Source organism: Rhizobium sp. RHZ02, assembly GCF_014851575.1.
GTDB classification, from domain to species: Bacteria; Pseudomonadota; Alphaproteobacteria; order Rhizobiales; family Rhizobiaceae; genus Rhizobium; species Rhizobium altiplani.
The window spans coordinates 160,327-183,277 of sequence record NZ_JACUZX010000003.1; the positions used below are offsets into that span (position 1 = coordinate 160,327).

The 22,951-nt window shown below is 59.5% G+C and carries 19 protein-coding genes; 15 read left to right on the top strand and 4 right to left on the bottom strand.

The annotated features are described in order from the left end of the window. Window positions 1-79: 79 nt before the first annotated feature. The 7 genes from IB244_RS06350 (at window position 80) to fhuB (ending at window position 9,386) form a co-directional block, all read left to right on the top strand. Window positions 80-322, top strand: a complete 243-nt coding sequence (locus tag IB244_RS06350) for a DUF3302 domain-containing protein (RefSeq protein ID WP_210258165.1) — start codon at window positions 80-82, stop codon at window positions 320-322. Further along, window positions 319-1,260, top strand: a complete 942-nt coding sequence (locus IB244_RS06355; protein ID WP_169680451.1) for an HlyD family secretion protein — start codon at window positions 319-321, stop codon at window positions 1,258-1,260. The genes IB244_RS06350 and IB244_RS06355 overlap by 4 nt, the downstream gene beginning before the upstream one ends. A gap of 157 nt (window positions 1,261-1,417) precedes the next feature. Beyond that, window positions 1,418-3,136, top strand: coding sequence for an ABC transporter ATP-binding protein (locus tag IB244_RS06360; protein ID WP_169680452.1), 1,719 nt, complete (start codon window positions 1,418-1,420; stop codon window positions 3,134-3,136). 78 nt (window positions 3,137-3,214) lie between these two features. After that, entirely contained in the window at window positions 3,215-4,099 is an 885-nt protein-coding gene (locus tag IB244_RS06365) for a helix-turn-helix domain-containing protein (protein ID WP_169680453.1), read from the top strand. A gap of 188 nt (window positions 4,100-4,287) precedes the next feature. Continuing rightward, window positions 4,288-6,447, top strand: coding sequence for a TonB-dependent siderophore receptor (locus IB244_RS06370; protein WP_246733594.1), 2,160 nt, complete (start codon window positions 4,288-4,290; stop codon window positions 6,445-6,447). Window positions 6,448-6,508: 61 nt separating this feature from the next. Then, complete coding sequence (locus IB244_RS06375) at window positions 6,509-7,396, top strand: ABC transporter substrate-binding protein (protein WP_169680455.1); 888 nt, start codon at window positions 6,509-6,511, stop codon at window positions 7,394-7,396. A gap of 7 nt (window positions 7,397-7,403) precedes the next feature. After that, on the top strand, window positions 7,404-9,386 hold the full coding sequence (gene fhuB / locus IB244_RS06380) for a Fe(3+)-hydroxamate ABC transporter permease FhuB (RefSeq protein WP_246733602.1): 1,983 nt from the start codon (window positions 7,404-7,406) through the stop codon (window positions 9,384-9,386). A gap of 134 nt (window positions 9,387-9,520) precedes the next feature. Here the strand turns inward: fhuB and IB244_RS06385 are convergent, their stop codons facing one another. The 3 genes from IB244_RS06385 to IB244_RS06395 all read right to left on the bottom strand — a co-directional run bounded on the left by IB244_RS06385 (window position 9,521) and on the right by IB244_RS06395 (window position 12,066). Next, complete coding sequence (locus IB244_RS06385) at window positions 9,521-9,805, bottom strand: DUF1236 domain-containing protein (RefSeq protein ID WP_169680650.1); 285 nt, start codon at window positions 9,803-9,805, stop codon at window positions 9,521-9,523. A gap of 76 nt (window positions 9,806-9,881) precedes the next feature. Next, entirely contained in the window at window positions 9,882-11,189 is a 1,308-nt protein-coding gene (locus IB244_RS06390; RefSeq protein WP_169680457.1) for a hemolysin family protein, read from the bottom strand. A 286-nt stretch (window positions 11,190-11,475) separates the two neighbouring features. Beyond that, entirely contained in the window at window positions 11,476-12,066 is a 591-nt protein-coding gene (locus IB244_RS06395; protein ID WP_192240911.1) for a DedA family protein, read from the bottom strand. Between the two features lie 222 nt (window positions 12,067-12,288). On the opposite strand from IB244_RS06395, the gene IB244_RS06400 reads away from it, so the two are divergent. From IB244_RS06400 to IB244_RS06425, 6 genes are all read left to right on the top strand, one after another. Then, window positions 12,289-15,360 carry an AAA family ATPase gene (locus tag IB244_RS06400; RefSeq protein ID WP_192303485.1) on the top strand — a complete coding sequence of 1,024 codons (3,072 nt, stop codon included), beginning with the start codon at window positions 12,289-12,291 and terminating at the stop codon, window positions 15,358-15,360. Further along, complete coding sequence (locus tag IB244_RS06405; protein WP_312867214.1) at window positions 15,344-16,558, top strand: YcaO-like family protein; 1,215 nt, start codon at window positions 15,344-15,346, stop codon at window positions 16,556-16,558. The genes IB244_RS06400 and IB244_RS06405 overlap by 17 nt, the downstream gene beginning before the upstream one ends. Window positions 16,559-16,567: 9 nt before the next feature. After that, a complete protein-coding gene (locus tag IB244_RS06410; RefSeq protein WP_169680460.1) occupies window positions 16,568-17,323 on the top strand; it encodes a TfuA-like protein in 756 nt (251 codons plus the stop codon). A gap of 40 nt (window positions 17,324-17,363) precedes the next feature. Further along, window positions 17,364-18,542, top strand: a complete 1,179-nt coding sequence (locus IB244_RS06415; RefSeq protein WP_169680461.1) for a hypothetical protein — start codon at window positions 17,364-17,366, stop codon at window positions 18,540-18,542. 22 nt (window positions 18,543-18,564) lie between these two features. After that, window positions 18,565-19,107 (top strand): hypothetical protein, encoded by a 543-nt coding sequence (locus tag IB244_RS06420; RefSeq protein WP_169680462.1) that lies wholly within the window; start codon window positions 18,565-18,567, stop codon window positions 19,105-19,107. An 84-nt stretch (window positions 19,108-19,191) separates the two neighbouring features. After that, entirely contained in the window at window positions 19,192-20,013 is an 822-nt protein-coding gene (locus IB244_RS06425; protein WP_169680463.1) for a pyrroline-5-carboxylate reductase, read from the top strand. A 5-nt stretch (window positions 20,014-20,018) separates the two neighbouring features. Here the strand turns inward: IB244_RS06425 and IB244_RS06430 are convergent, their stop codons facing one another. Beyond that, the gene (locus IB244_RS06430; protein WP_169680464.1) at window positions 20,019-20,567 is read right to left on the bottom strand and encodes a cupin domain-containing protein; all 549 of its coding nucleotides are present in this window, start codon (window positions 20,565-20,567) and stop codon (window positions 20,019-20,021) included. Between the two features lie 142 nt (window positions 20,568-20,709). Here IB244_RS06430 and IB244_RS06435 point away from each other — a divergent pair, with 142 nt between their 5' ends. Both IB244_RS06435 and IB244_RS06440 read left to right on the top strand, forming a co-directional pair. Then, window positions 20,710-22,044, top strand: coding sequence for an aspartate aminotransferase family protein (locus IB244_RS06435; RefSeq protein WP_169680465.1), 1,335 nt, complete (start codon window positions 20,710-20,712; stop codon window positions 22,042-22,044). A 191-nt stretch (window positions 22,045-22,235) separates the two neighbouring features. Further along, window positions 22,236-22,913, top strand: coding sequence for a dimethylsulfonioproprionate lyase family protein (locus IB244_RS06440; RefSeq protein ID WP_169680466.1), 678 nt, complete (start codon window positions 22,236-22,238; stop codon window positions 22,911-22,913). Window positions 22,914-22,951 lie beyond the last annotated feature (38 nt).

The window sequence follows — 22,951 nt, forward strand, 5'->3', positions numbered from 1 at the left end:
CGAGTGCGTTTACCGTTGTGTACTTCCGTTACGGCTTGAACGAGACCAGGCTTCCGCAGGATCAACAAGAGATGACATCATGATCATAGATATCTTCGCCTGGATCGTGCTCGTCGTGCTGACGGCCAGTACTGCTTTCGTTATCGTCTTTATGGCGATGCTTCCCGGCATTATCGCCAAGCGCCGGAACCATCCCTGGAAGGATGCGGTCGCCGTCGGCGGCTGGGTTACGCTCTTTCTCGGCTTCGCGCTTTGGCCCCTCGTCCTGATCTGGGCCCATGTTGACGTTCCGCATGCCTCGAAGCCGGAGGCACTGCGATGATCGTCGTACTTCTCAACGTCTATCTTGTTATTCTCTTTTGCCTCGTGAAATTCCGGATCGTACCCTTCAATCTGTTCTGGAAAGTCTCGCCGGTCCTGGTCCTTCTGTTCCTCCTCATCGGGCTGTTCGTCCCAATGGGCTGGGGCGTGCCGCAGGGCAAGGTGCTGGTGGTACGCAATTCGGTCGCAATCGTCCCCGATGTCGCCGGGGAGGTCACGGAGGTGCCGGTGATAGCCAATACCCCGCTCAAGGCCGGCGACATTCTCTTCAAGATCGACCCATTGCCCTATCAAGCGAAGCTCGACGCCTTTCAGGCACAGCTGGACCTCAACAAGCAAAGACTGGCAGAGACGACACGGCTGCAGACAAGCGGTGCCGGTCGAACCTATGACGTCGAGCAGCGCCAGGCCGAGGTCGAACAGCTGACGGCCCAAATAGCGGGCGCTCAATGGGATCTCGACAAGACGGTGGTGCGTGCGCCGGCTGACGGCTACGTCACCAATCTTGCGCTTCGCAAGGGAGCGCGTGTTACCAGCCTGCCGTTGTCTCCAGTCATGGCGTTCATTGACACCTCGGACACCATCATCGGCGTTGAGATTCCGCAGATCAACGCGCGCTATATCGAGCCTGGCCAGATTGTGGAGGCAACTTTCAAGTTCGCTCCAGGTAAGGTCTATACCGGCAAGGTCGAAAGCGTGATCCAGGCCGTCGCCAGCGGCCAGGTCCGAACGTCAGGCACGGCAATCGCACCCACGGCCATTCAGAGCCTGCCGTTTGTCGTTCGCATTCGTCTCGATGATCCGGCTCTTGCTGCCGCCCTGCCCGCCGGCAGCACCGGTGACGCAGCAATCTTTACCGATCATGTCAAGGCAGCGCATGTGATCCGCCGCGTCTTGCTTCGCCAGGTTGCGATCACCAATTACATCAATCCGCTGTAACCTGGCCCTTTGTGGGCTCGAACCGCTTCGTATTGCTTTTGGTCGCGCAACGCTCTATCAGCCGGGCGGCTCCACAATATGGAGAAATCCAGTCATGTTTTTACGATGCGGGCTCTTGGCCGACCAGTCCAATCCCCATTCGTTTGCGAGTATTTGAATGCTGCGTCGCTTCTTCTCCTATTACCGGCCCTATCGAGGCCTTTTCATTCTCGATTTCTCCTGTTCGATTGTTTCGGGGCTGCTCGAACTCGGCTTTCCCATGGCCGTGAAGTTGTTCGTCGACCGGCTTTTGCTCAGCCAGGAATGGCTGCTGATCCTGCTAGCGTCTGCCGCCCTTCTTGCGATCTATGTAATCAACACCGGTCTGATGGCGGTCGTCACCTATTGGGGCCATATGCTCGGCATCAATATCGAAACCGATATGCGTCGTGCGGCGTTCAATCATATACAGAAATTGTCGTTCAGCTTTTTCGACAACCAGAAGACCGGGCACATCGTCGGGCGGCTGACGAAGGATCTTGAAGAGATTGGCGAAGTCGCCCATCACGGGCCTGAGGATCTGTTCATCGCCCTGATGACTTTTGCCGGCGCCTTGCTGCTGATGTTCTCGGTCAACTGGCAACTGGCGCTGATAACGGCTGTCGTCGTGCCGCTGACGGCCTGGGTGACGAGCCACTTCGGTAGCCGCATGACCCAAAATTTCCGGCGCCTCTTTGAGCGGGTTGGCGACTTCAACACGCGGATCGAGGAAAATGTCGGCGGTATCCGCGTGGTGCAGGCCTTCGCCAACGAGAACCACGAGCGCACACTTTTCGAAAAAGACAATCAGAACTACCGGCGCGTCAAGCTCGACGCCTACAAGCTCATGGCAGCGAGCAGTTCACTGAGCTACATGAGCATGCGGCTGACGCAGATGGTGGTGATGATCGCCGGGGCCTATTTCGTGCTTTCCGGTACCCTGACGGCCGGCGGCTTCATCGGCTTCCTGCTTCTGGTTGGCGTCTTTTTCCGTCCTGTCGAAAAGATCAACTCGGTCATTGAAACCTATCCAAAGGGAATCGCCGGTTTTCGCCGGTTCACCGAGCTTATCGATACCGAGCCGGATATCGCCGATGCGCCGGACGCCATTGCGGTTGATCACCTCAAGGGCGCCATCGCCTATGAGGATGTCTCTTTTGGATACAATCCGGAAGCGCCCGTGTTCGAGCATGTCGATCTGACGATCGATGCCGGAGAAACGATTGCCTTCGTCGGCCCTTCGGGGGCCGGAAAGACGACTATCTGTTCGCTGCTGCCGCGTTTCTACGAGGTCGGCGGTGGCCGCATCACGATTGACGGCGTCGACATCAGGGATATGACAAAGGTGTCGCTGCGCCAACAGATCGGCATCGTACAGCAGGACGTTTTCCTCTTCGGCGGCACGATTCGCGAGAACATCGCCTACGGCCGTCTGGGCGCCAGCGAAAAGGACATCCTCGAAGCCGCCAGGCGGGCGAGGCTGGAAGAGATGCTTGCGGGCCTTCCCGCCGGTCTCGATACGGTCATCGGCGAGCGCGGCGTCAAGCTTTCAGGCGGCCAGAAGCAGCGCGTCGCGATTGCCCGCATGTTCCTGAAGAACCCTCCGATCCTGATCCTCGACGAAGCGACGTCTGCTCTCGATACGGAGACGGAACGAGCAATACAGCGATCGCTGAGCGAATTGTCTGAGGGACGCACGACGCTGGTCATCGCTCATCGGCTTGCCACCATCCAGGGCGCGGATCGCATTGTCGTCGTCGACGCCAACGGAATTGTTGAGCAAGGCACCCATCAGGACCTCATCGCCAAACGCGGCGCATACAACCGTCTGCATGACGCGCAGATGAGGAGCCACTGAAAAACAAAAACGTGGCGATTGATGCGATGCAATAAACTTGATAATTACGCACATGTTTTACGCCTACAGGACATCGCCATGACATTTCAGCCGCGCATGCAGAACGCGATCGAGGGTTTCTCGGTCGTTGGCGGGCTCAGGCGTCGCAACTGGAACGGCATTACCGCCGATCTCTGGGATGTCGAGTGCAGCGCTTACGCGGGTGGTCACTACGTGGCACGCGATCCGCGTCTCTTCATCCTTCTCGACCATCTCGGACGCGGCCGCCCCTCCGTCAAGCTTTCCTCGACCGCCGCCGGCGCTCCCCAAGACCGACGGGCGAGCCCGATTTCCTATATCCCGGCGGAGATGGAGCTCTGGGTAGACATCAGAGACGTGCAATCGATGCGCCATCTCGATATCCATTTCGATGCCGACGTCCTCGGCCAGCGGCTGATGGAGGATATCGATCCGCAAAAGCTGAAGGATCCGCAGTTGCTCTTCTTCGACCAGCGGATCATGGCCCTCGCAGAGCTCATCGCTTCGGAGATTGCAAGCGCTGCTCCACTCCACGATCTCTATGGCGACGGCCTGGCGCTTTCACTACTGATCGACGTCCTGAAGATGGCAAAGACGACGCCGCGCAAACGCGGTGCCCTGGCTTCGTGGCAGTTGCGGCGCGCCACCGAGTTCATCGAGGACAACTGCGCCCGCAACATACGTCTCCACGAGCTGGCGGAACTGACGGGGCTATCACAGTCGCATTTCAGCCATTCGTTCAAGGCCTCTACCGGCACGAGCCCGCATGATTGGCAAATGAATGCCAGGCTTGAGCGAGCCAAGCAGCTGCTCCGCCATGAGGCGCAGGCGTTGACAGCCATCGCGGCAGAGACCGGCTTTTCCGATCAGGCGCATTTCACCCGTGTCTTTCGCAAACATCTCGGCACGACACCGGCTCGCTGGCAGAGATCGCAGTGCAAGTGATGCATTTTTGCAAAGATCTGCCCACGAATTTTGGAAACGCCCAAAATCATTCAATCGCCACCGATCGCGCCAAGCCTGGCCATTAAATTTGAGTTAATCGCTCATCTTATTAAGCCGACGCCTAACGGCGGCCGACGAATAGCATGAGTGGGGTCTTTGGAATGCATGAAGTAAAAGGTTTACAGCGCATGCGACGCGCTCTGGGCACGAGCGTAGCGATGATTGGTCTTTGCGCCGCAGCGGCGGCGCAGGCAGAGAGCGCCGACACAGCGCTTGCGCCGATCGTCGTTCAGGGCCAGAGCGTCGGCAACGGCGCTATCGGGCCGGTAAAGGGCTACGTCGCCAAGGAAACGACGACGGGATCCAAGACCGACACGCCGCTCAACGAAGTTCCGCAGGCTGTGTCCGTCATCGGAAGGCAGGAAATGGACGACCGCGGCGTCGTCAACAAGGTCGACGAGGCGTTGCGCTATACGCCCGGTGTCACGGCTGCTCCTTTCGGTGTCGATGCCGACACCGACTGGATTTATATTCGCGGTTTCGACGCGACGCAGACTGGCGTCTATCTCGACGGACTGCAGCTCTTTACCTATGGCTTCGGTGGCTTCCAGATCGATCCCTTCATGCTGGAGCGGGTTGAGGTGCTGAAGGGTCCGGCATCGGTGCTCTATGGCGGAGGCAACGCTGGCGGCATCGTGAATTATGTCCGCAAACGCCCCACGGACGAGCCCTTCTACTACACCGAGGCAGGCATCAACACCGACGGAAATGCCTTCACCGGCTTCGATATATCGGACAAGCTTGGCCAAAGTGACACGGTAACCTATCGCCTCACAGGCAAGATCGCGGGTGGCGACAACTATTCGGACTTCTCCCACGACCTGCGCGGATTCGTCATGCCGCAGGTGACCGTCTCGCCCGACGATGGCACGACGCTCACGGCCTGGGCCTATGCGGGAGCGCTTAATCAGGTTCACGTCGGCAACGGATTTTTCCCCTATGTCGGGACCGTGGTCGATGCTCCATTTGGCAAGATCGATCGCGCCTTCTTCCCTGGTGAACCGGACATCGATACCGGCAGATATGACCAGCAGATGGGGGGCTACGAGTTTGAACACGAGTTCGACAGCGGTATCAAGTTCTCATCGAATGCCCGCTATGGCCACCTGCAGAAATACGAGGTGGGTCCCTACGCCTATGGCTATGTCAATACAACGGACCCTCTCGATCCGGGCTATTTCCAGCTCAATCGTCTCGGCTTCGAAGGGCATTCCGAGGTCGACACGTTCGCAATCGACAACCATCTGGAAGGCGACTTTCAGACTGGCGCCCTCGATCACGAGGTCATGGTCGGCCTCGACTACAAGTACTATCAGCTCGACAACGTGCAGGCATCCACGCTCGCCACGTCCATTGACCCGGTCAACCCCGTCTATGGTGCCCCGCAGCCGATCAACCGGATTTACAGCAACCAGCTGATCACCCAGCAACAGCTCGGCATCTACGCACAGGACCAGATCCGCTTCGACGACGGCTGGCTCATTACGCTCAACGGGCGCTACGATTTCGTCAATACCGACACCGACAACCGCCCGACGGCCTACAGTTCGACCAATAGCAGCTATAGCTACGACAACTCGGCGGCCAGCGGCCGCATCGGCATCGCCTACGAATTCGACAATGGTCTCACGCCTTACGCCAGCGTGGGCACCTTCTTCAATCCAACGGTCGCTCCGAGCGCCACCCCGAACAATGAACCGGAAGAAGGCGAGCAGTACGAAATTGGCCTGAAGTACGACCCGACCTTTATCGACGGCACATTCACGGCCTCCCTCTTCCAGTTGAACCGTCGCAACGTCGTCGTGACTGACCCGGCGACTTTCCTTGCCAATCAGATCGGCGAAGTCGAATCCCGCGGTATCGAGCTGGAGGCCAAGGTCAACCTCAACGACAATTGGAAGCTTCTCGGCTCGTTCTCCTACACCGATCTCGAAGTGAAGGAGGACATTGTCGCAGCCTATGTTGGCAAGAAGCCCTATCTAGTACCCGATATGACCGCCGCACTGTGGGTCGACTATACCGTAACGCAGGGCGCATTGGAGGGTGTCAGCGTCGGAGGCGGCGTGCGTTACCAGGGCGAAAGCTGGGCAGATCGGCTGAACACGTTGAAGGTTCCTGATGCAACCGTGTTTGACGCGGCGATCCGCTACAAGAAGCAAGGCTGGGAAGGCTCCGTCAACGTCACCAACCTCTTCGACAAGGAATATGTGAAGGGCTGCGGCGGCGAATTCACCTGCGGCTACGGCGACGCGCGCACCGTATGGTTCAAGTTGAGCAAGACCTGGTAACCCGTTGTTTTGATGATCGCTTTCAGGGAGGCCTGGCTTGGGCCTCCCTTACTGACTGGAGATGAAATTGAGCGCAGCACGGCTCACACGCAGGACCTTTCTGGCCGGAGCAGCCACGCTTGTCGGAGGCGTAGCGCAAGGTCAGCCGTTCCAGCCGAGGGTTGCCACGCTCGACTGGGCGCTCCTGGAAACGCTGCTCGCGATCGGCGCCAATGTGGTCGCGGCAACGGAACTGCGCCAGTTCCGACAGGTCGCCGTAACGCCTGAAGTGCCTGATACAGTCGCCGATCTCGGACTTCGCGGGACGCCGAACCTGGAGGTCCTGCGCTTCGCGCGCCCCGACGTGATCTTCAATTCCAACTTCTACGCCTGGGCCGATGCGCTGATGAGCCGTATCGCCACGGTCGAAAGCCACGCGATTTACATGCCGGGAAAGAGCCCGTACAGGCTGGCCGAACAGGCAACGCTCGCGATCGGAGAGCGTCTGGCGCTCCCGGCGGCCGGAAAACTGGTGGAAGGTGTTGCGACAAAACTCGATCGCTACAAGTCTCAATTCGCCGCCAACGGCGATGGACGTTCCGTCCTGCCGATCAATCTCGGCGATGCCCGCCACTACCGGGTGTTCGGTTCCGACAGCATGTTCGGCGAGGTATTGCAGCGCGTCGGCATTGCCAATGCCTGGGCCGGTGCCACAAGCTACTCCGCTACGGCACCTGTCGGCATCGAGACCTTGGCATCCACGCCGGACGCATGGATCATCCTCATTCCGCCGCATCCGCAAGACGCGTTCGAAGCCCTCACCGGAAGTGCATTCTGGAAGGCTCTTCCGGCCGTGCGGGAGAACCGCGTCCTGACCCTCGGTTCGGTCAACCCCTATGGCGCGCTTCCAGCCGCAAGTCGCTTCGCTGACTTTCTCGCCGAAGGATTTTCCCGTGTCCGAAACGGCTAGCCTTTCAATGCCGTATATATATTCACGCAAGGCGATCATCCCGGCCTTGGCGCTTGCCTTTGCATGCGTTGCAGCTTTTGCCCTGCTTTTGATCTTGCGCCCTCAGGTGCCTGGCGATCCCGAGCAAGCCAAGACGCTTGATGCCATCCTTTTCTGGAGCAGCCTCATGCCGCGGGCTGCGATCGCGCTGATTTCGGGCGCAGCACTCGGTCTTGCAGGCGCACTTCTGCAGCGCATTCTGCGCAACCCGATAGCCGACGCCTCGACGCTCGGTATCGCTTCTGGCGCACAACTGGCGCTGACGCTTGGTTTGAGCATCTCGCCCATCCTGGCCGGTGTCTCGCGCGAACTTGTCGCCTTTGCCGGTGGCCTTTGCGCCGTTGGCCTTGTGCTCGCCTTGAGCTGGCGCCGCGGTCTCGATCCGGTCACCGTTGCAATCTGCGGCATGATCGTCAGCATGGTTTCAGCCTCGCTCAGTGTCACGCTGACATTGGCGCGGGGCGAGTATGCCATGTCGATCCATATCTGGGGCGCCGGTGCCCTAAACCAGCAGGATTGGGCCGGCGTGGCTTCGCTTGCACCCCAGCTTGCTGCTGGCATGCTCGCCGCTCTGCTTCTCTTCAGGCCGCTCAATGTGCTTGCCTTGGACGATGCGAGCGCCAAGGGTCTCGGCGTTTCGCTGCACGCCGTACGGTTCGCGGTCCTGATGATTGCCGTATGGCTTTCGGCCTCCGTTACGGCCACAGTCGGCATCATCGGTTTCCTCGGGCTTGCCGCACCCGCGATTGCGCGGCTCTGCGGCGCCCGCACCACGCGTCAGGTGATGACAACGGCGCCCCTTGCCGGTGCTGCTGTGCTGTTTCTGACGGATTGTCTGACGCAGTTGCTTGGTCCCGGCTTTTCCGACCTTGCGCCGACAGGAGCTGCTACCGCCCTCATCGGTGGCCCTCTGCTGCTGTTTTTGCTGCCGCGCGTGCACGGGCGGGCGGTGCCCACGTCAACGTCGAACGGGCCCGCGCGACGTCTGTCGCGACGGGCATTGGCGCTTCTGCTCCTCAGTGTCGCCTTTCTGGTTGTCTTCCTGGCTGTTCTTGTCGTTGGACCGACCGATGGCGGCTGGCAAATTGCCGTCGGCTCGCTACTTTCAGATCTTTTGCCGTTCAGGCTGCCGCGGATTGTCGTGGCCGCCGGAACAGGCGCGATGCTCGGCGCGGCCGGCTTCGTCATGCAGCGCGTGACCGGCAATCCGCTCGCAAGCCCCGAAGTGCTCGGTGTCTCTTCCGGCGCCGGGGCTGGACTGACGGTGACGCTGTTCGTATTCGCCTTCCCTTCTCCGGCGATCATGATCGCCGGCATGTCGCTTGGCGCACTCGTCTCATTCCTGGCCATGATCGCCATTGCGCGACGCGCTGGCCTATCGGCGGACGTGCTCCTGCTTTCAGGCGTCGCCATCAGCGCTTTTTGCCTTGCAATCATCAGCGTGGTGCTTTCGCAAGGCGACATGCGAAGCTACATTCTTCTGACCTGGATTTCGGGCTCGACCAACCGCGCCGGCACGTTCGAAGCCTGGACCGCGATCATCTCACTGGCCGTTCTGACAGCACCGCTCTTCCTGATGACACGCTGGTTTGCCATCCTGCCGCTTGGCGCGGGGCTGGCGCGCAGTGTCGGACTTCGTGTCACATCGACACGGTTTCTGCTTGCCGCACTCGCCGCTGCAATGACGGCGATCTCTTCCTTCCTCATTGGACCGCTCAGTCTGACCGGCCTGATTGCACCCCACCTATCGCGGTTGATCGGCTTTCACCGGAGCCGCGACCATCTGCTCGCAGCCATGCTTATCGGCGCCGGTCTGTTGGTACTGGCCGACTGGTTATCCCGCGTCATCATATACCCCTACCAGGTTCCCGTCGGCCTGTTCGCCGCGCTAATCGGAGGGCCATATCTTCTTTGGCTTCTCGGTCGAAAGGAACCGCTTGCCTCATTCTAAATCGTTGCGGCGCTCCAACTGCGCCAAGAAGATCACTTGCACACGGCAACATCGACCAAGGCTACATTGCGTAACGGCAGGGCCGATGTATCCGCGTGCAAGTGTGGTGTCAGCTGTCGCCGACAACCGATTGATTACCTGATGACTTCGATCACGCGATGGGTATGCGGATCAACGATGACACGTTGATTGTTGACCACGGTGTAACCGTATGCATCGTTGCTGGGGATGGTGTGGATTTCTACCGAAGACGGCAATTCCGTCCCGACGATGATGTCGCCATCATAAACGACCGACGGAACCTCTTGTTCGGTTATGTAGGTCCTCACCTCGCCAGGCACGGTCACGACCGTGGTCTGAGCCGAAGCGGGAGCGGCCAACACAAGTCCTGTGATTGCTGCTGTCATGAGAGCTTTGATATCTACCTCCATGTGTGAAAAGGGGAACTCCCCTTTCACGTGAAGGTTCTCTCACGACGAGCAGCGCCGATCGGCATTATTGGAGCGTTCGGCTGGCGTCCCCTGGGGGCACTTCGGCGGTCAGGAGGAGCTTGTCGATCCTGCGCCCGTCAAGATCGACGACCTCGAATCGCCAGCCGTTCATGACAAAGCTTTCGCCCACTTCCGGCAGGTGCTTCATCTCCTCCAGTACGAGTCCGGCAACCGTCTGATATTCCCGGTCGTCCTCGACCTGGAAGCTCATGAAGTCGGCAAACTCGTCGATCGGCGTCCAGCCGGATACGAGATAGCTGCCGTCGTGGCGGCGAACGATGGCCTTCTCTCCAAACGCGTCCTCCTGAACGGCGCCCAAGATTGCTTCCAGAATGTCGCCAGAGGTAATCACGCCTTCGAAGTGGCCGTATTCGTCGTAGACCAGCACCATGTGGCAGGGTGAGCGACGAATGGCCTGGATGACATCAAGCGAGCCCGACAAGTCCGACACAATCGGCACTTCCTTGGTGAGGGTGGCGACGTCGGCATAGCCGGACGAAGCAATTGCGTCGTAGAAGTCCTTGGTCAAAAGCACCCCGATGATCTCATCGGAGCTGTTTCTGCGCACCGGCAATCGCGCCTGAACGCTCCGGCGGAGCTGATCTCGGATCTCATCGAAACCGTCCTCGACGTCGATCACCTCGACATCCCGGCGAGGTGTCATCAAGGCTCTGGCACTTCGGTCCGCCAGCCTCATGACGCCGGAAATCATCGCCGACTCTTCCGTCTCAATCACACCGGCGCTCTGCGCTTCTGCCAGGACGGTCTTGATTTCCTCGTCGGTGACCATATCGGCGGACTTGCCCGATTGACCAAGAACACGAAGGATGAGGCGACCGGAAGCGTCGAGGAACCAGACGAGTGGGGCGGCCAGGCGCGACAGGAACATCATTGCCGGGGCGACTTTGCTTGCCACTGTCTCCGGCGCGCGAAGCGCGATCTGCTTCGGCACCAGCTCACCGACAATCAGCGACAGGTATGTGATTGCGACAACGACCGAGCCGACCCCAAGCGCATCGGCAGCGGCCGGTGAAAGGCCGTGCGTGCCGAGCCAGCCGGCAAGTCTCGCACCAAGCGTCGCACCTGAGAACGCACCGGACAGCACGCCGACGAGGGTAATGCCGATCTGCACGGTCGACAGGAACCGCCCTGGCTCCTCGCCCAGTCGGATGGCAATGGCGGCCCCACGACTTCCCTGGTCGGCCAGCACTTTGAGGCGTGCGGGACGCGAGGATACGACCGCGAGTTCCGACATGGCAAGGACGCCATTCAAGATGGTGAGAATGGCAACGATTGAAATTTCGAGAAGCAAAAAAGGAACCCTGTAATTTTCGAAACTACGGGAAACATAGGCATTCTCCCACAGAACACCAGCTGCAAGCCACGCGTAATGATGGTTTCTTCGCTTATTCCGGGATCGCTGGATTGGAGAATCCCCGATCGCCGGTCCGCAGGTGCGGAAAAGGTGGTTCGTTGGCCACAGAAGCCTGAGGCCAGCAAGGCTGGCTTTCATCTGTGGTATGAAGCAGCGCCAACAGATTCGACGCCGAGACACGGTCCACGCGGCTCGACGAAGCCGAGCGTTTCGGCTGAGACCGTCACCCGCGTCTCCAAGTGCCCGAGCGCGCGGAGCGTCGCGCCATTTCGCGCCTGACCGCATAAGCACTGACCGCGACGAGGATTGCAGCCAAAGCCAGCGCGATCAACACGTGCAAATGAAGTTCCAGCCGGCCGATCAATATCTCAACGGCGTGTCCGGCCAGGAATCCAATCGCCGTTATCGCAACGCCCCAGATCAGCGCGGCGATCGCATTGAGTATAATGAACTTCCGTGCCGAGACGTTCGAGACGCCGATTGCAACGGGGCTGATCGTTCGCATGCCGTAGATGAAGCGAAAGGCGAGGATAAAGCCTGTCGGATGTGCTTCGAGGAGCTTCGTCACTCTCGCGATCGGGTCCGATTCCAGCAACTTTTGAACATAGGACCACTTGGTGGCGTAGCGACCTGACAAGAAGAAGAACTGGTCTGCAGCAAAGGATCCGAGACACGCTGCCAGAGCGACCTGCCAATATGGAACAAGCTGCCGATGAGCGAGGACACCACCCAGAAACGCTGCCGTTTCCCCTTCAACACCGGCCCCGATAAAAACGGCCAAGACGCCGTACTCGCCAATCAGCCTCTCCAGCAATGCCTAGCCTCCGGCCGCCCTACAACCCGCAATCTGCCCTGAATTGCGTCGTGCAGCAACGTCCGCAGGCGTGTTCGAGGCGTGAAGAGCGCCAAGCTGCCATTTCCCCGGTTTGTTGCGAAAGTAGTTGCCCTGAGCACAACGACACACTCACGCAACACGCCAAGAATGTGTTAGCCTCGTCAGTAGGCGGCTTTGGCCTAGCGGCTTGGGGAAAGCGCGATGCAGGACAAAGATCCGAATGGCGCCAGAAAACCACCGGCCGGAAACGTCCGGAGGAATCCAGAGGTCGTATCCAGCGCGATCGAGCGCCGGATTGTGACGGCGCTTTGCTACGATCTTGTCGATTCAACGGAACTCTTCCACCGCATGGATCTCGAAGATTATCGCGAGTTGATATCCGCGTTTCAGGCAGCCGCCAACAAATCAATCGTCGCCCAATCGGGCGTAGTTCGGGTGGAGGCTGGCGATGGCGGGCTCGCCTTGTTTCCGATTGATATCGGAGCGCGGGATGCCGCTTCCCTTGCCATTCGTGCGGGCTTGCAAATCATCGAGACCTGCAGGCGCGTCGGGGAGACGGCCGGTCGTTCGGATCTGCAAGTTCGTGTGGGCATTGCCACCTCCGTCGCCCTTGTTCAGGAGCCTCAGAAGCAAAGCTGGACCCATGAGCCTGTTGTCGGCGTGGCATTTGCGCTCGCCACCCGTCTTGAGACCGTCGCTGCTCCCAATACAGTCTTCGTGTCTGACGAAACCTGCAGGCTGGCGGGCCGCTCGCATGCGTTCTCCTTCGAGGGCATCTGGAACCTCAAGGGGTTCGAGGCGCCGGAACGAGCATGGCGCGCACTCGGTCATAAGAATGAAGTGGACAGGTTCTATGCCTTCGGGAGGCTCGGCAATCCTTTCGTGGGCCGCGTAGAGGAGCTCGGCACGCTATCGAAAGCGTGGAAAAGCGTCGTTGCCGGGAACGGACAGACGGTCATTATCGAGGGGGACGCCGGCATTGGAAAATCACGCCTTCTGCATGAGTTCCGCAGACTGACCCGTGCAGAGCGATCGAAATCCTTCTTCTTCCAATGCGTGCCCGGCGGCTTTCACTCGACACTGCATCCTTTGGCCAACAGCCTTACCGGCATGCCCGAGACGGGTGGGCAGACGAAATTGACGGCATCCGCAGTCGCCAGCCGGTTTCGCCGCCACGGCATACGGGACAATGACATCGCCGAGCTCTTCTCCTATCTGCTCGGAGCCGAGGGGCAGAGCGAAAACCTCGCCGGCAGCAATCCCAGACTGATCCGGGAGAGAGCGCGACAGGCAATCCCGAAAGCGATGCAGGCACTCTGTGAAAACGGGCCCCTTCTCTTTGTCGTCGAGGACGTTCACTGGATAGATCCGACTTCTCGAGAGTTTTTGATTGAGGCGGCCCGCGCCATCCTGGGGCTACCGATCCTCCTGATTGCGACCACACGCCCTGAGGCGACCATGGAATGGCCAGAGGACGCCCGTCCATCGCGACTGCCTCTAAACCCTCTCGATGCAGACCAGACGAGGCTTGCAATCGAGCGCAACTGGCCACAGCACAGAGCGGCGGAGTTTGAAGACCTGGTTGAGGTAACCGAGCGGATTTCGGGCGGCGTGCCGCTTTTCATCGAGCAGATATGCCAATGGATGTCCGAGACCACGATTACGGGTGTCACGATCCCGGAAAGCGGAGCGTCGGCGCATATCTCGACATTTGAAGAGATCCTCGAAGCACGGCTCGGCAATCTCGGCCCAATTAGAGACGTGGCACGCGCCGGAGCCGTTGCTGGCTCCCGCTTTACCTTGTCGCTTCTTCAGACTCTGCTTCCGGACTATGACAGGAAGGCGCTGGCAAACGCGGCGGATACACTTTGTAACACCGGCTTCGTAACGCATGTGCGAGCCGGCGGAACGGTTACCTATGGCTTTCGCCATTCACTGATCCAGGAGACGATATACAAACTGCTGCTACGGCGACAAAGCCAGGCGCTTCATCGCCGCCTCTTCGAAGCACTGACCGAAGACCCCACGATCGCACCGTGGATCGATGGCGGTGCGCGTGCCGAGCATGCGGAACGTGCGGGTCTCAAGGAGACCGCCGTGGAATTGTTCATTACGGCCGGCCAGGAGGCCGCACGTCGGTCGGCCCTGGTCGAAGCTCGCCATCATCTCGAGCATGGCCTCTCAATCTGCGACGAGCTCGGCATGAACGAGCGGGTCGATCGGCTGCGGCTATCGGCCGTCATTGCATTGGGACCAGTGCTTACCGGGACAATCGGCCTGAATTCGCCGCCAGCGCGAAAGCTTTACGAAGATGGGGTGGAAATCGCCAATCGACAACCGCTGGAAGAGAAGTCGCGATGGTTTCCAATCTACTGGGGTTGGTGGCTGACGGGTTCCGATTTTTTGACGATGCACGAACGCGCCATGGAGGTTCAGGTCATGCTGGCAGGCATCCGGGACCCGGAGGTACGCCTGCAGATGAACCACTGCATCTGGGCGATCGACTTCAACCTCGGACGCCACAGGGAAACGCAGAATGCTGTGCGGGAAGGCCTGGCTCTCTACGACGCACAAAGGGCGACCGAAGCGCGAACCATCTACGGTGGGCACGATGCCTGTGCCTGTGGCCTGGGCCAACTGGCCCACTCGCTGTGGCTGACAGGCAAAACGCATGAATCAGACCGCGTACTGAAAGAGATGATCCAGTTCGTGAATGGCATTTCCCACCTGCCGAGCAAAGCACACTCTCTCGACGTGGAGGCTGTCGCGGCATTCTATCGCAATGATTACAAACGCTTGACAGCCATCTCGGAAGAGATGTCTGAATTTTCCAGACAGAATGAAATGCAATCTTTGGCCGGACTCTCGCTCCTTTTCGGCGGATGGGCCGAAGCACATCTTGGAAACGTCGCAGGCGGTTATGAGAGGTTCTGCAAGGGATTTGACCTTTTGGGAGAGCTCGGCACGGTCATCGACCTGCCGATCTATCTCTCGATGCAGGCCGCAATGCTCGGCCTTGACGGTAAGGTCGATCGCGCCATCGAGGTCGCCAGCCAGGCGATCGTCAAAGCAAGGGAAACAGGTCACGCCTATTGGCTCGCGGAATTGTACCGCGTTCGGGCCATGCTGCGCGCCCGCTCCGGCGCGATGCGCGAGCTCGTCATGGAAGATTTGCGTCTTGCTGCAGAGATCGCCCAAACGCAGGGGGCGGCCGCACTCCAGGACAGAATAAGGGAGTCGCTCGAGGAGTTTGGCCTTGTTGTCGACCGATGAGCCCAACGGCGCCATTTCAGGGGGCGGCCTCTTCGACGAGTTTGCGGCAGAGGTCACCGCCAACCGGGGGGCATCGTTGGGCAGGGCCGAGGTCGATCCGCCAGATGATTACCTGCGAAGGCTCCTGCCAATCTGCCGGCATGCAGGAATAACACGCGTCGCAGACCTCACCGGCCTTGACCGGTTGGGGCTTCCCACGGTCCAGGCAATCCGCCCAGCTGCCCTTTCCGAAGTGACCTCGCTTGGCCGCGGCCGATCCATAGTTCATGCCGCCATCGGCGCGATCATGGAGACACTTGAGCGCCATTACGCCGAGTTGGTTCCCGCCACCAGCGCCGTCCTTGGAAGCGCCGATGAGCTCGCCATCCCGGAGGGCCTCTTCGATCGTCAGCTTGACGACCACGCAACATCGGCCTGGCGGTCGAAACCAACCCTCTGGATCATGGGCTATGACCTTTGCCTCCGACACAGCCAAATGGTTCCTCTTGAACTCGTGCACACACGCTATACGGATCCGCCCCCGGATTTCGACGGGCTCTTCCTGCGTACCACCACCGGTCTAGCCTGCCATTCAACCTGGCATCAAGCGACCGCACATGCGCTCCTCGAGTGTATAGAACGCGACGCAATTGCCCGGGCATTCGACACGCACGGCTTCTTCGACAGATACCGGCTTTCCCCCGGAAGCCTCGGTCCCGCCGTCGATCACCTGACCGGTCTTCTTGCGGAACACAATATATCGGCCGGGTTCTGGCATGCCCCCTCCCCGACTGGCGTTAGCGTCGTCTGGTGCCAGACGATCGAGCTCGGTGGCGGCCATCCCCTGCTCGCATTGCCGACGGAAGGTTATTCGGCTGGAAAAGACCTCGCCGAGGCGGCAGAAAATGCCTTGTGCGAGGCGCTGGCGGCCCGTGCCGGAGCCATCTCAGGCGCTCGCGACGATCAGACGACGCGACACTATCACAAGCGGGTCGATAGCATTGTTGCAAAGGCCCGGCAGCTCATCCTCAATCCAGTTTCTTTCACGCAAATCGTTGACGCCCCTCCTATTTCGAGCCTCCAGGATCTGCTCGACCGCATCGAAGACGCCGAGCTTGGACCCGTTCTTGCGGTTCCCCTGGGTTCACATCCAGGCGGGCCCGTTCGTTGCGTCAGGATGCTGATGCCCCGAGCCCGCCCGTTCAACGTCGTGCGCTAGGAGGTCAAAATGAGTGCGGCAGATCTAGCCGGACCGATACTGGTTTTTCTGGGGCCGACACTGCGACTGCCTGAGGCTCAGGCGGCACTTGATGCCGTTTACCTGCAGCCGGTGGCACAGGGCGACATCCTGCTTGCGGCCCATGCATTTCGTCCAAGAGCGATGGTCATCATCGACGGGCAGTTCGAAGACCGCCCATCGGTCCGGCACAAGGAGATTTTATGGGCGCTGGCGCAAGGGATCGTCGTGATCGGAGCAGCAAGCATGGGAGCGCTTCGGGCTGCGGAGTTGGGTCCATACGGCATGATCGGCGTCGGATTGATTTTCCGGTGGTACAGGCGCTGGGTGCTGACCCCAGACGATGCCGTCGCCGTTCAGTCGGGGCCGGCCGAATTGGGCTTCCCGCCGGTGACAGATGCATTGATCGATCTGCAAAGAACTTTTTCCCATCTGATGCGGCTCGGCCATATAAGCGCCGCTCAACGCGACAGCCTTACCGAAACTGCCCGGCGAATGAATTTTCGCGATCGATCCATTGAGAAGATACTTCGCGCAGAGGGGTGGCCGCGAGAAGAAATCGGCCGCTTGCGTCATCAATTCGTCCGACAGAAGGGTCTTGATGCACTAGCGGCACTCAAATTCGCGCCAGAGTTGTCTGAGAGATTTTCCGGCCGGCGCCCAGCTGAAGCCTGGGTTGCAACGAATACTTTCATTCGCGATCTCGAAGCAACCAATATTGACACTGATCTAATTAATATTTACTAAATAAACGTAAAGTTGCTTTTACATATGGGGCGAGACCAACATGGATTTGCACCCGCATGTTATGGCGGCCTCTACCGAGGCCGGCACAGGAACTCGATTCTGGATTTTTCCTCAGCCTCCGTTCATCCCTGGCTACGAGCAGCCAGATCGCGTCTGGCTGTCGATTCTACCCAACGAGATTTTCCCTGGGCCGAGCGATGCCCGCATGTATGTGGCTGATCCGCTCTACAGCAAGCAGCCCTACGGCTATTCGCGCCTGCCACCCTTTAACGGCATCAGGCGTCCACCAGTGCATGCGGGCCCTGACGGACATTTCGACAGCTTGGATCCGCTGTCGCGACCCTATCTCGGCGTTCATGCCTATGCCTGCATCCATCGTGTGCTCGAAATCTGGCAGAGTTACCTCGGTCATCGGGTTCAGTGGTTTTTCGATGCCACGCTTCCCAGACTGGAGATCATCCCTTTGGTCGACTGGGACAACGCCCAGGCAGGCTATGGCTTTCTGGAACTTGGACGCTCGGATGTCGGTGGAACGCCAAGACCTTACGCGCTGAATTTCGATGCGATCGCCCATGAGGTCGGGCACCTGATCATCTTCTCGGAAATAGGCATTCCGGTCGGAGCCTCCCGCGAGAGCGAGTTCTTTCCCTTCTCGGAAGGCTTTTCCGACTGTGTATCGCTGATCTCTTTTCTCTCCTTCGATTCCGCTATCGACCGGTTGCTGCGAAGGACAAAGGGAGATCTGCTGCTCTACAACGAGCTCAATCGCTTCGCCGAAACCAGCCCGGAAACCCAGATCCGCCTCGCGACCAACTTCAGACGCATGTCGGAAGTCACACGCGACCCGCACGACCGCGCGCTGCCCTTCGTCGGCGCCGTCTTCGACACGATCGTCGAACTCTACCATCGCAATCTCGTGGCCAACGGTTCTGCCGAACGGCGGCTTCTCGAGGTGGATTTGCGCCATCTGACACTTGACGAGTTTGATCGCTTCCGCGAACTGACGGCGCAATCTTTTCGCACCAGACCCCTTTATTTTCAGCTGGCTTTGGAGAAGGCGAGGGACGACGTCGGACGTGCGCTCGCCACTTCGCTGAAGAATCTCGACGCTCGGACTTTGACATTCAACCAGGCCGCAGGGTCGATCGTTGATGCCGCCGACGGTGCTGTGGCGGAAGCTTTCAGGGCAAGTTTTGCATGGCGTGAAATCACCTATTGAGGCAACCCGAAAGGAGAGGACAATGAGCGATTGCTGCAGAAATCCAAACGTCGGAACGTCCGGCCCTTACGACCCGAGTGAGGTGCGACTATATGGACGCCCTGCAACGGAAAGCGTCAAAGTCGATGCCAAAGACGCCGAAAAGGCGAAAGCGAGCGTGAACATTTCGCTACTGCATGATCATGAGGCAATCTGCCTGCCGATCGCAGTGGGGCTGCCGTGGGTCAGGTTTGGTGACCCCTGCCAAGGCTATCTCAAGAGCATTGGCGTTATCTATGGCTACGCCTACGAAGGGCAATGCTACAAGATGCCAAAACCGCTGATCATGCTGCTTCCAGAGAAGCCAAAACCGATTGCATACGACGATTGTGGCTGTGATTGCGGTTACTCGCCGGCCCTTGGCTACCTCGTCTGGCAGCTGGATAAGAGGCAGAGTGTCGTTACCCTCGATGTCAGGACGGACGACCTCAAGACGCTCGTACTCGATGAAAACATGCCCGGAAACAGATCGCCGCAGGCCTATTCACATTCCATGTCGCTGGCACCCATGCGGGCGCGGGAGTAGTCATTTCGGTTTGCGGGTCGATCGTCCGAGCGGCCCGCCTGCCTTGCCACATGGCGCGCGGAACGCTATTTCGCGGTGCGGGCAATGTCCGGCCTGACCGCGCAGCGTGGGGAGAGTGGCGTGCAGACAGAAAAAATCGGCTTCATCGGGACCGGGGCAATCAGCGACGCCATGGTCAGGGGCCTGTTGACGAAGCCAGCCGCCGTCGCGCAGGTGACCATTTCGCCTCGCAACGCCGCGATCGCCCAAAAATTGGCTGCGGACTTTTCAGAAGTCTCGATTGCCGCCGACAATCAGGCCGTCATCGACGCGAGCGACGTGATTGTCCTGGCGGTGCGCCCGCAAATTGCGAAGGAGGTTCTCGGCGGACTGACGTTCCGAAAGGGTCAATCCGTTCTCAGCGTCATTGCAGCCACCGATCGCAAGACACTTCTTGAATGGATCGGGGCTGATGTTCACCTCGTCCAGGCCATTCCACTGCCTTTTGTGGCCGACCGCGAAGGCGTGACGGCCGTTTTTCCGCCGGACTCTCGCATTGCGGCGCTCTTTACCGTTATGGGTACCGCGGTCGAATGCGAGACCAAGGAGGAGTACGACCTATTGGCGGCGGCCAGCTCCCTGATGTCGACCGTCCTCGGAATCATGGACATTTCGGCTGCGTGGCTGGAACAACGTGGCCTCACCAAAGGCAAGGGACGCGCCTATATCGCGCCGCTGTTTACCAATCTCACGCAGACTGCGCTGCGCTCGAAAACCGTTCCGCTTAAAGAACTCAGCAGCGAGTTTGCGACGAAGGGCGGCCTCAACGAACAGGTGTTGTCCGACTTTGAGAAAAACGGCGGGCGCGATGCCCTGATCTCGGCGCTTGACCGCGTCCTGGCGAGGATACAGGGCGCCAAAGCCTGAAAGGTCTAGAATGTCGGCGGTGTGCAGGCGCTGATGACCTCGCATGCAATCGGCCCGACGCATCGGAACCGGTGCGGTCGCCGGCTTTCGAAATAATAGGCATCGCCCGGTCCAAGGATCCGACGCTCGTCGTCAACCGTCACTTCGAGCCGCCCGGAGAGAACGATACCGCCCTCTTCTCCCTCGTGAACGAGGAGGACCTTGCCGGTGTCGGAGCCTGGCTGGTAGCACTCCTTCAGGATCTGCAGGCTTCGCCCAAACAGGCTTTCTCCAACCTGCCGATAGGAGATCGGCCCCTTGCCGATCTCGACGAGCTCCTCGGCTGCATAGAATGCCTTTCGTGGCCGCTCCGGTTCGAAGGCAAAGAATTCCGCAAGACCGATGGGGATGCCGTCAAGTATGCGCTTCAGCGCCCCGACGGAAGGGTTGGAGGTGTTCGACTCGATCAGCGAGATCGTTGAATTCGTGACACCGGCGCGCTTGGCCAGTTCGCGTTGAGAGAGATTGTGCATCATCCTCAGATGACGAAGGCGGTTGCCGATATCGACGGACATGGGGCGCGTTTCACCTGTTGCGAATATCGAACATATTCAACTCGTGGCTATACATTTCAAGTGCTTACACACGCAAAGAAAAGGACTTGTCCCTTGACGCAAATCACCGAACATGTCGCCACGCACAATGGAGACTATAGCGGTGGACCAGATCAACATTTCCAACCGGCCTTCCCTCGATAATTTCTGGATGCCGTTTACGGCAAACCGCCAATTCAAGACCGCACCCCGGCTGCTCGCCTCAGCCGAAGGCATGTATTACACGGATATTGATGGCAACAAGGTGCTGGACGGCACGGCTGGCCTCTGGTGCGTCAATGCCGGCCACGGTCGCCAGCGCATCGCGGATGCCGTTGCTCGCCAGCTGCAGGTAATGGACTTTGCCCCGACCTTTCAGATGGGCCATCCCGTCGCCTTCGACTTCGCCGAAAGGCTCGCAAGGATCGCGCCGGGCGGCCCGAGCGCAAAACTCGATCGCGTGTTCTTCACCGGCTCCGGCTCGGAATCGGTCGATACGGCGTTGAAGATTGCGATCGCCTACCAGCGCGCCATCGGCCAGGGCACCCGCACCCGCATCATCGGTCGCGAGAAGGGATATCACGGCGTCGGCTTCGGCGGCATCTCGGTCGGCGGTCTTGTCAACAACCGGCGCGTCTTCCCGCAGATACCGGCCGACCACATGCGCCATACGCTCGACATCGAGCGAAATGGTTTTTCCAAGGGGCTCCCGCAGCATGGGGTCGAGCTGGCCGACGATCTGGAGCGGCTGGTTGCGCTGCATGGCGCAGAAACGATCGCCGCCGTCATCGTCGAGCCGATGTCCGGATCCGCCGGCGTCATCCTGCCGCCGAAGGGGTATCTGGAGCGTCTGCGCGCTATTGCCGACAAGCATGGCATCCTCCTGATCTTCGACGAGGTCATTACCGGCTTTGGACGGCTTGGAACGCCATTTGCGACCGACTATTTCGGTGTCGTTCCCGATCTCGTCACCACCGCCAAGGGTCTGACGAACGGCGCCATTCCGATGGGCGCGGTCTTTGCGAGCCGGAAAGTGCACGACGCCTTGATGGCGGGACCGGAGAGCCAGATCGAACTCTTCCACGGCTATACCTATTCCGGCCACCCGGTTGCCAGTGCTGCAGGCATTGCTACGCTTGAGATCTACGAGGAGGAAGGCTTGCTGACCCGTGCCGCCTCCTTGACCGACACCTGGCAGGACGCCCTTCACTCCTTGAAGGGGCTGAGGCATGTCATCGACATCCGCAACCTCGGGCTCGTCGGTGCAATCGAGCTTGCCTCACGCGACGGCGCGCCAGGTGCGCGTGCCTATGACGTCTTCGTCGACTGCTTCCAGAAGGGGCTGTTGATCCGTGTCACGGGGGATACGATCGCGCTTTCTCCGCCGCTGATCATTGAGAGCGACGAGATCTGGAAGATCGTCTCGGTTCTGGGAGATGCACTGAAACGGGCAGAATAAAGGATCGGCGCGGCGTCGTTTCTGTTTGGCGGTCAACCGCCAAACAGAAACTCAAAGCCTTCGAGCAAAGGATCCCTGGCAACCGCATCCAGCCGCGGTCAGCATGTTCGCAAAAGGCGCTTCGAACAGTTTGCTTTTTGATCCGGCCGGGATAAGGATCGCCTCATGTGATCAAGGAGCGTTCCATACCGATGTCGAAATCCCGGTTGAGAAGGGAAGCAGATCTCCTTCTGCATCGTGGGACCAGGGCTGCCAGCGGCGACTATCCCGTAAGCCGCGCGCGCAGGCCTGTCGCCGTGCAACGCCTGATCGGCGCGTTGGGAAACATCATGCTGTCCGACGCTGCTCCTTTCATGGAGAAATTTGTTGCGGGGAAAGTATTCCACCTGCTGCAGGAACCGGGCGCCATCGCAAACAAGCCGGCCACCTCCCTGCCCCTGGCTCCACAATTGCAGTTTGCGCTGCGCAATTTGGCTTCAAAGGGTGAGCCTTTCGCAGAAGTCGCTGCGGCCATCAACGACATCGCCAAGAGCCTCGAATGGGTTGCGAGCAAAACCGGCCCATTTGCCAGCATCAACATAGAACATACGCATGCGCATGCGGTCGTGGCCGGCATATCCGGCGTGGAAGAGCGAAGCGACGTGGCTCTCGGCCTCACCATCATGGCGCCTTACAGCCGTTTCCCTGACCACATACAGTATCGCTCCCGGGTTTTTCTGGCGCTCTCCGACTGCGAATTCTCCTGCGACGACAAGGGCTGGCAGCGCGGTTCCATCGGTTCGATTTTCTTCAACGAAGCGGGGCACAATGTCGCGATGCGGTGCACCGCACGTCCGCTTCTCGCCGCCTGGTGCCATGTCGAGCGATAACTGACCGCTCCCTTGCATTGCCTCTTGACGTCTGCGCG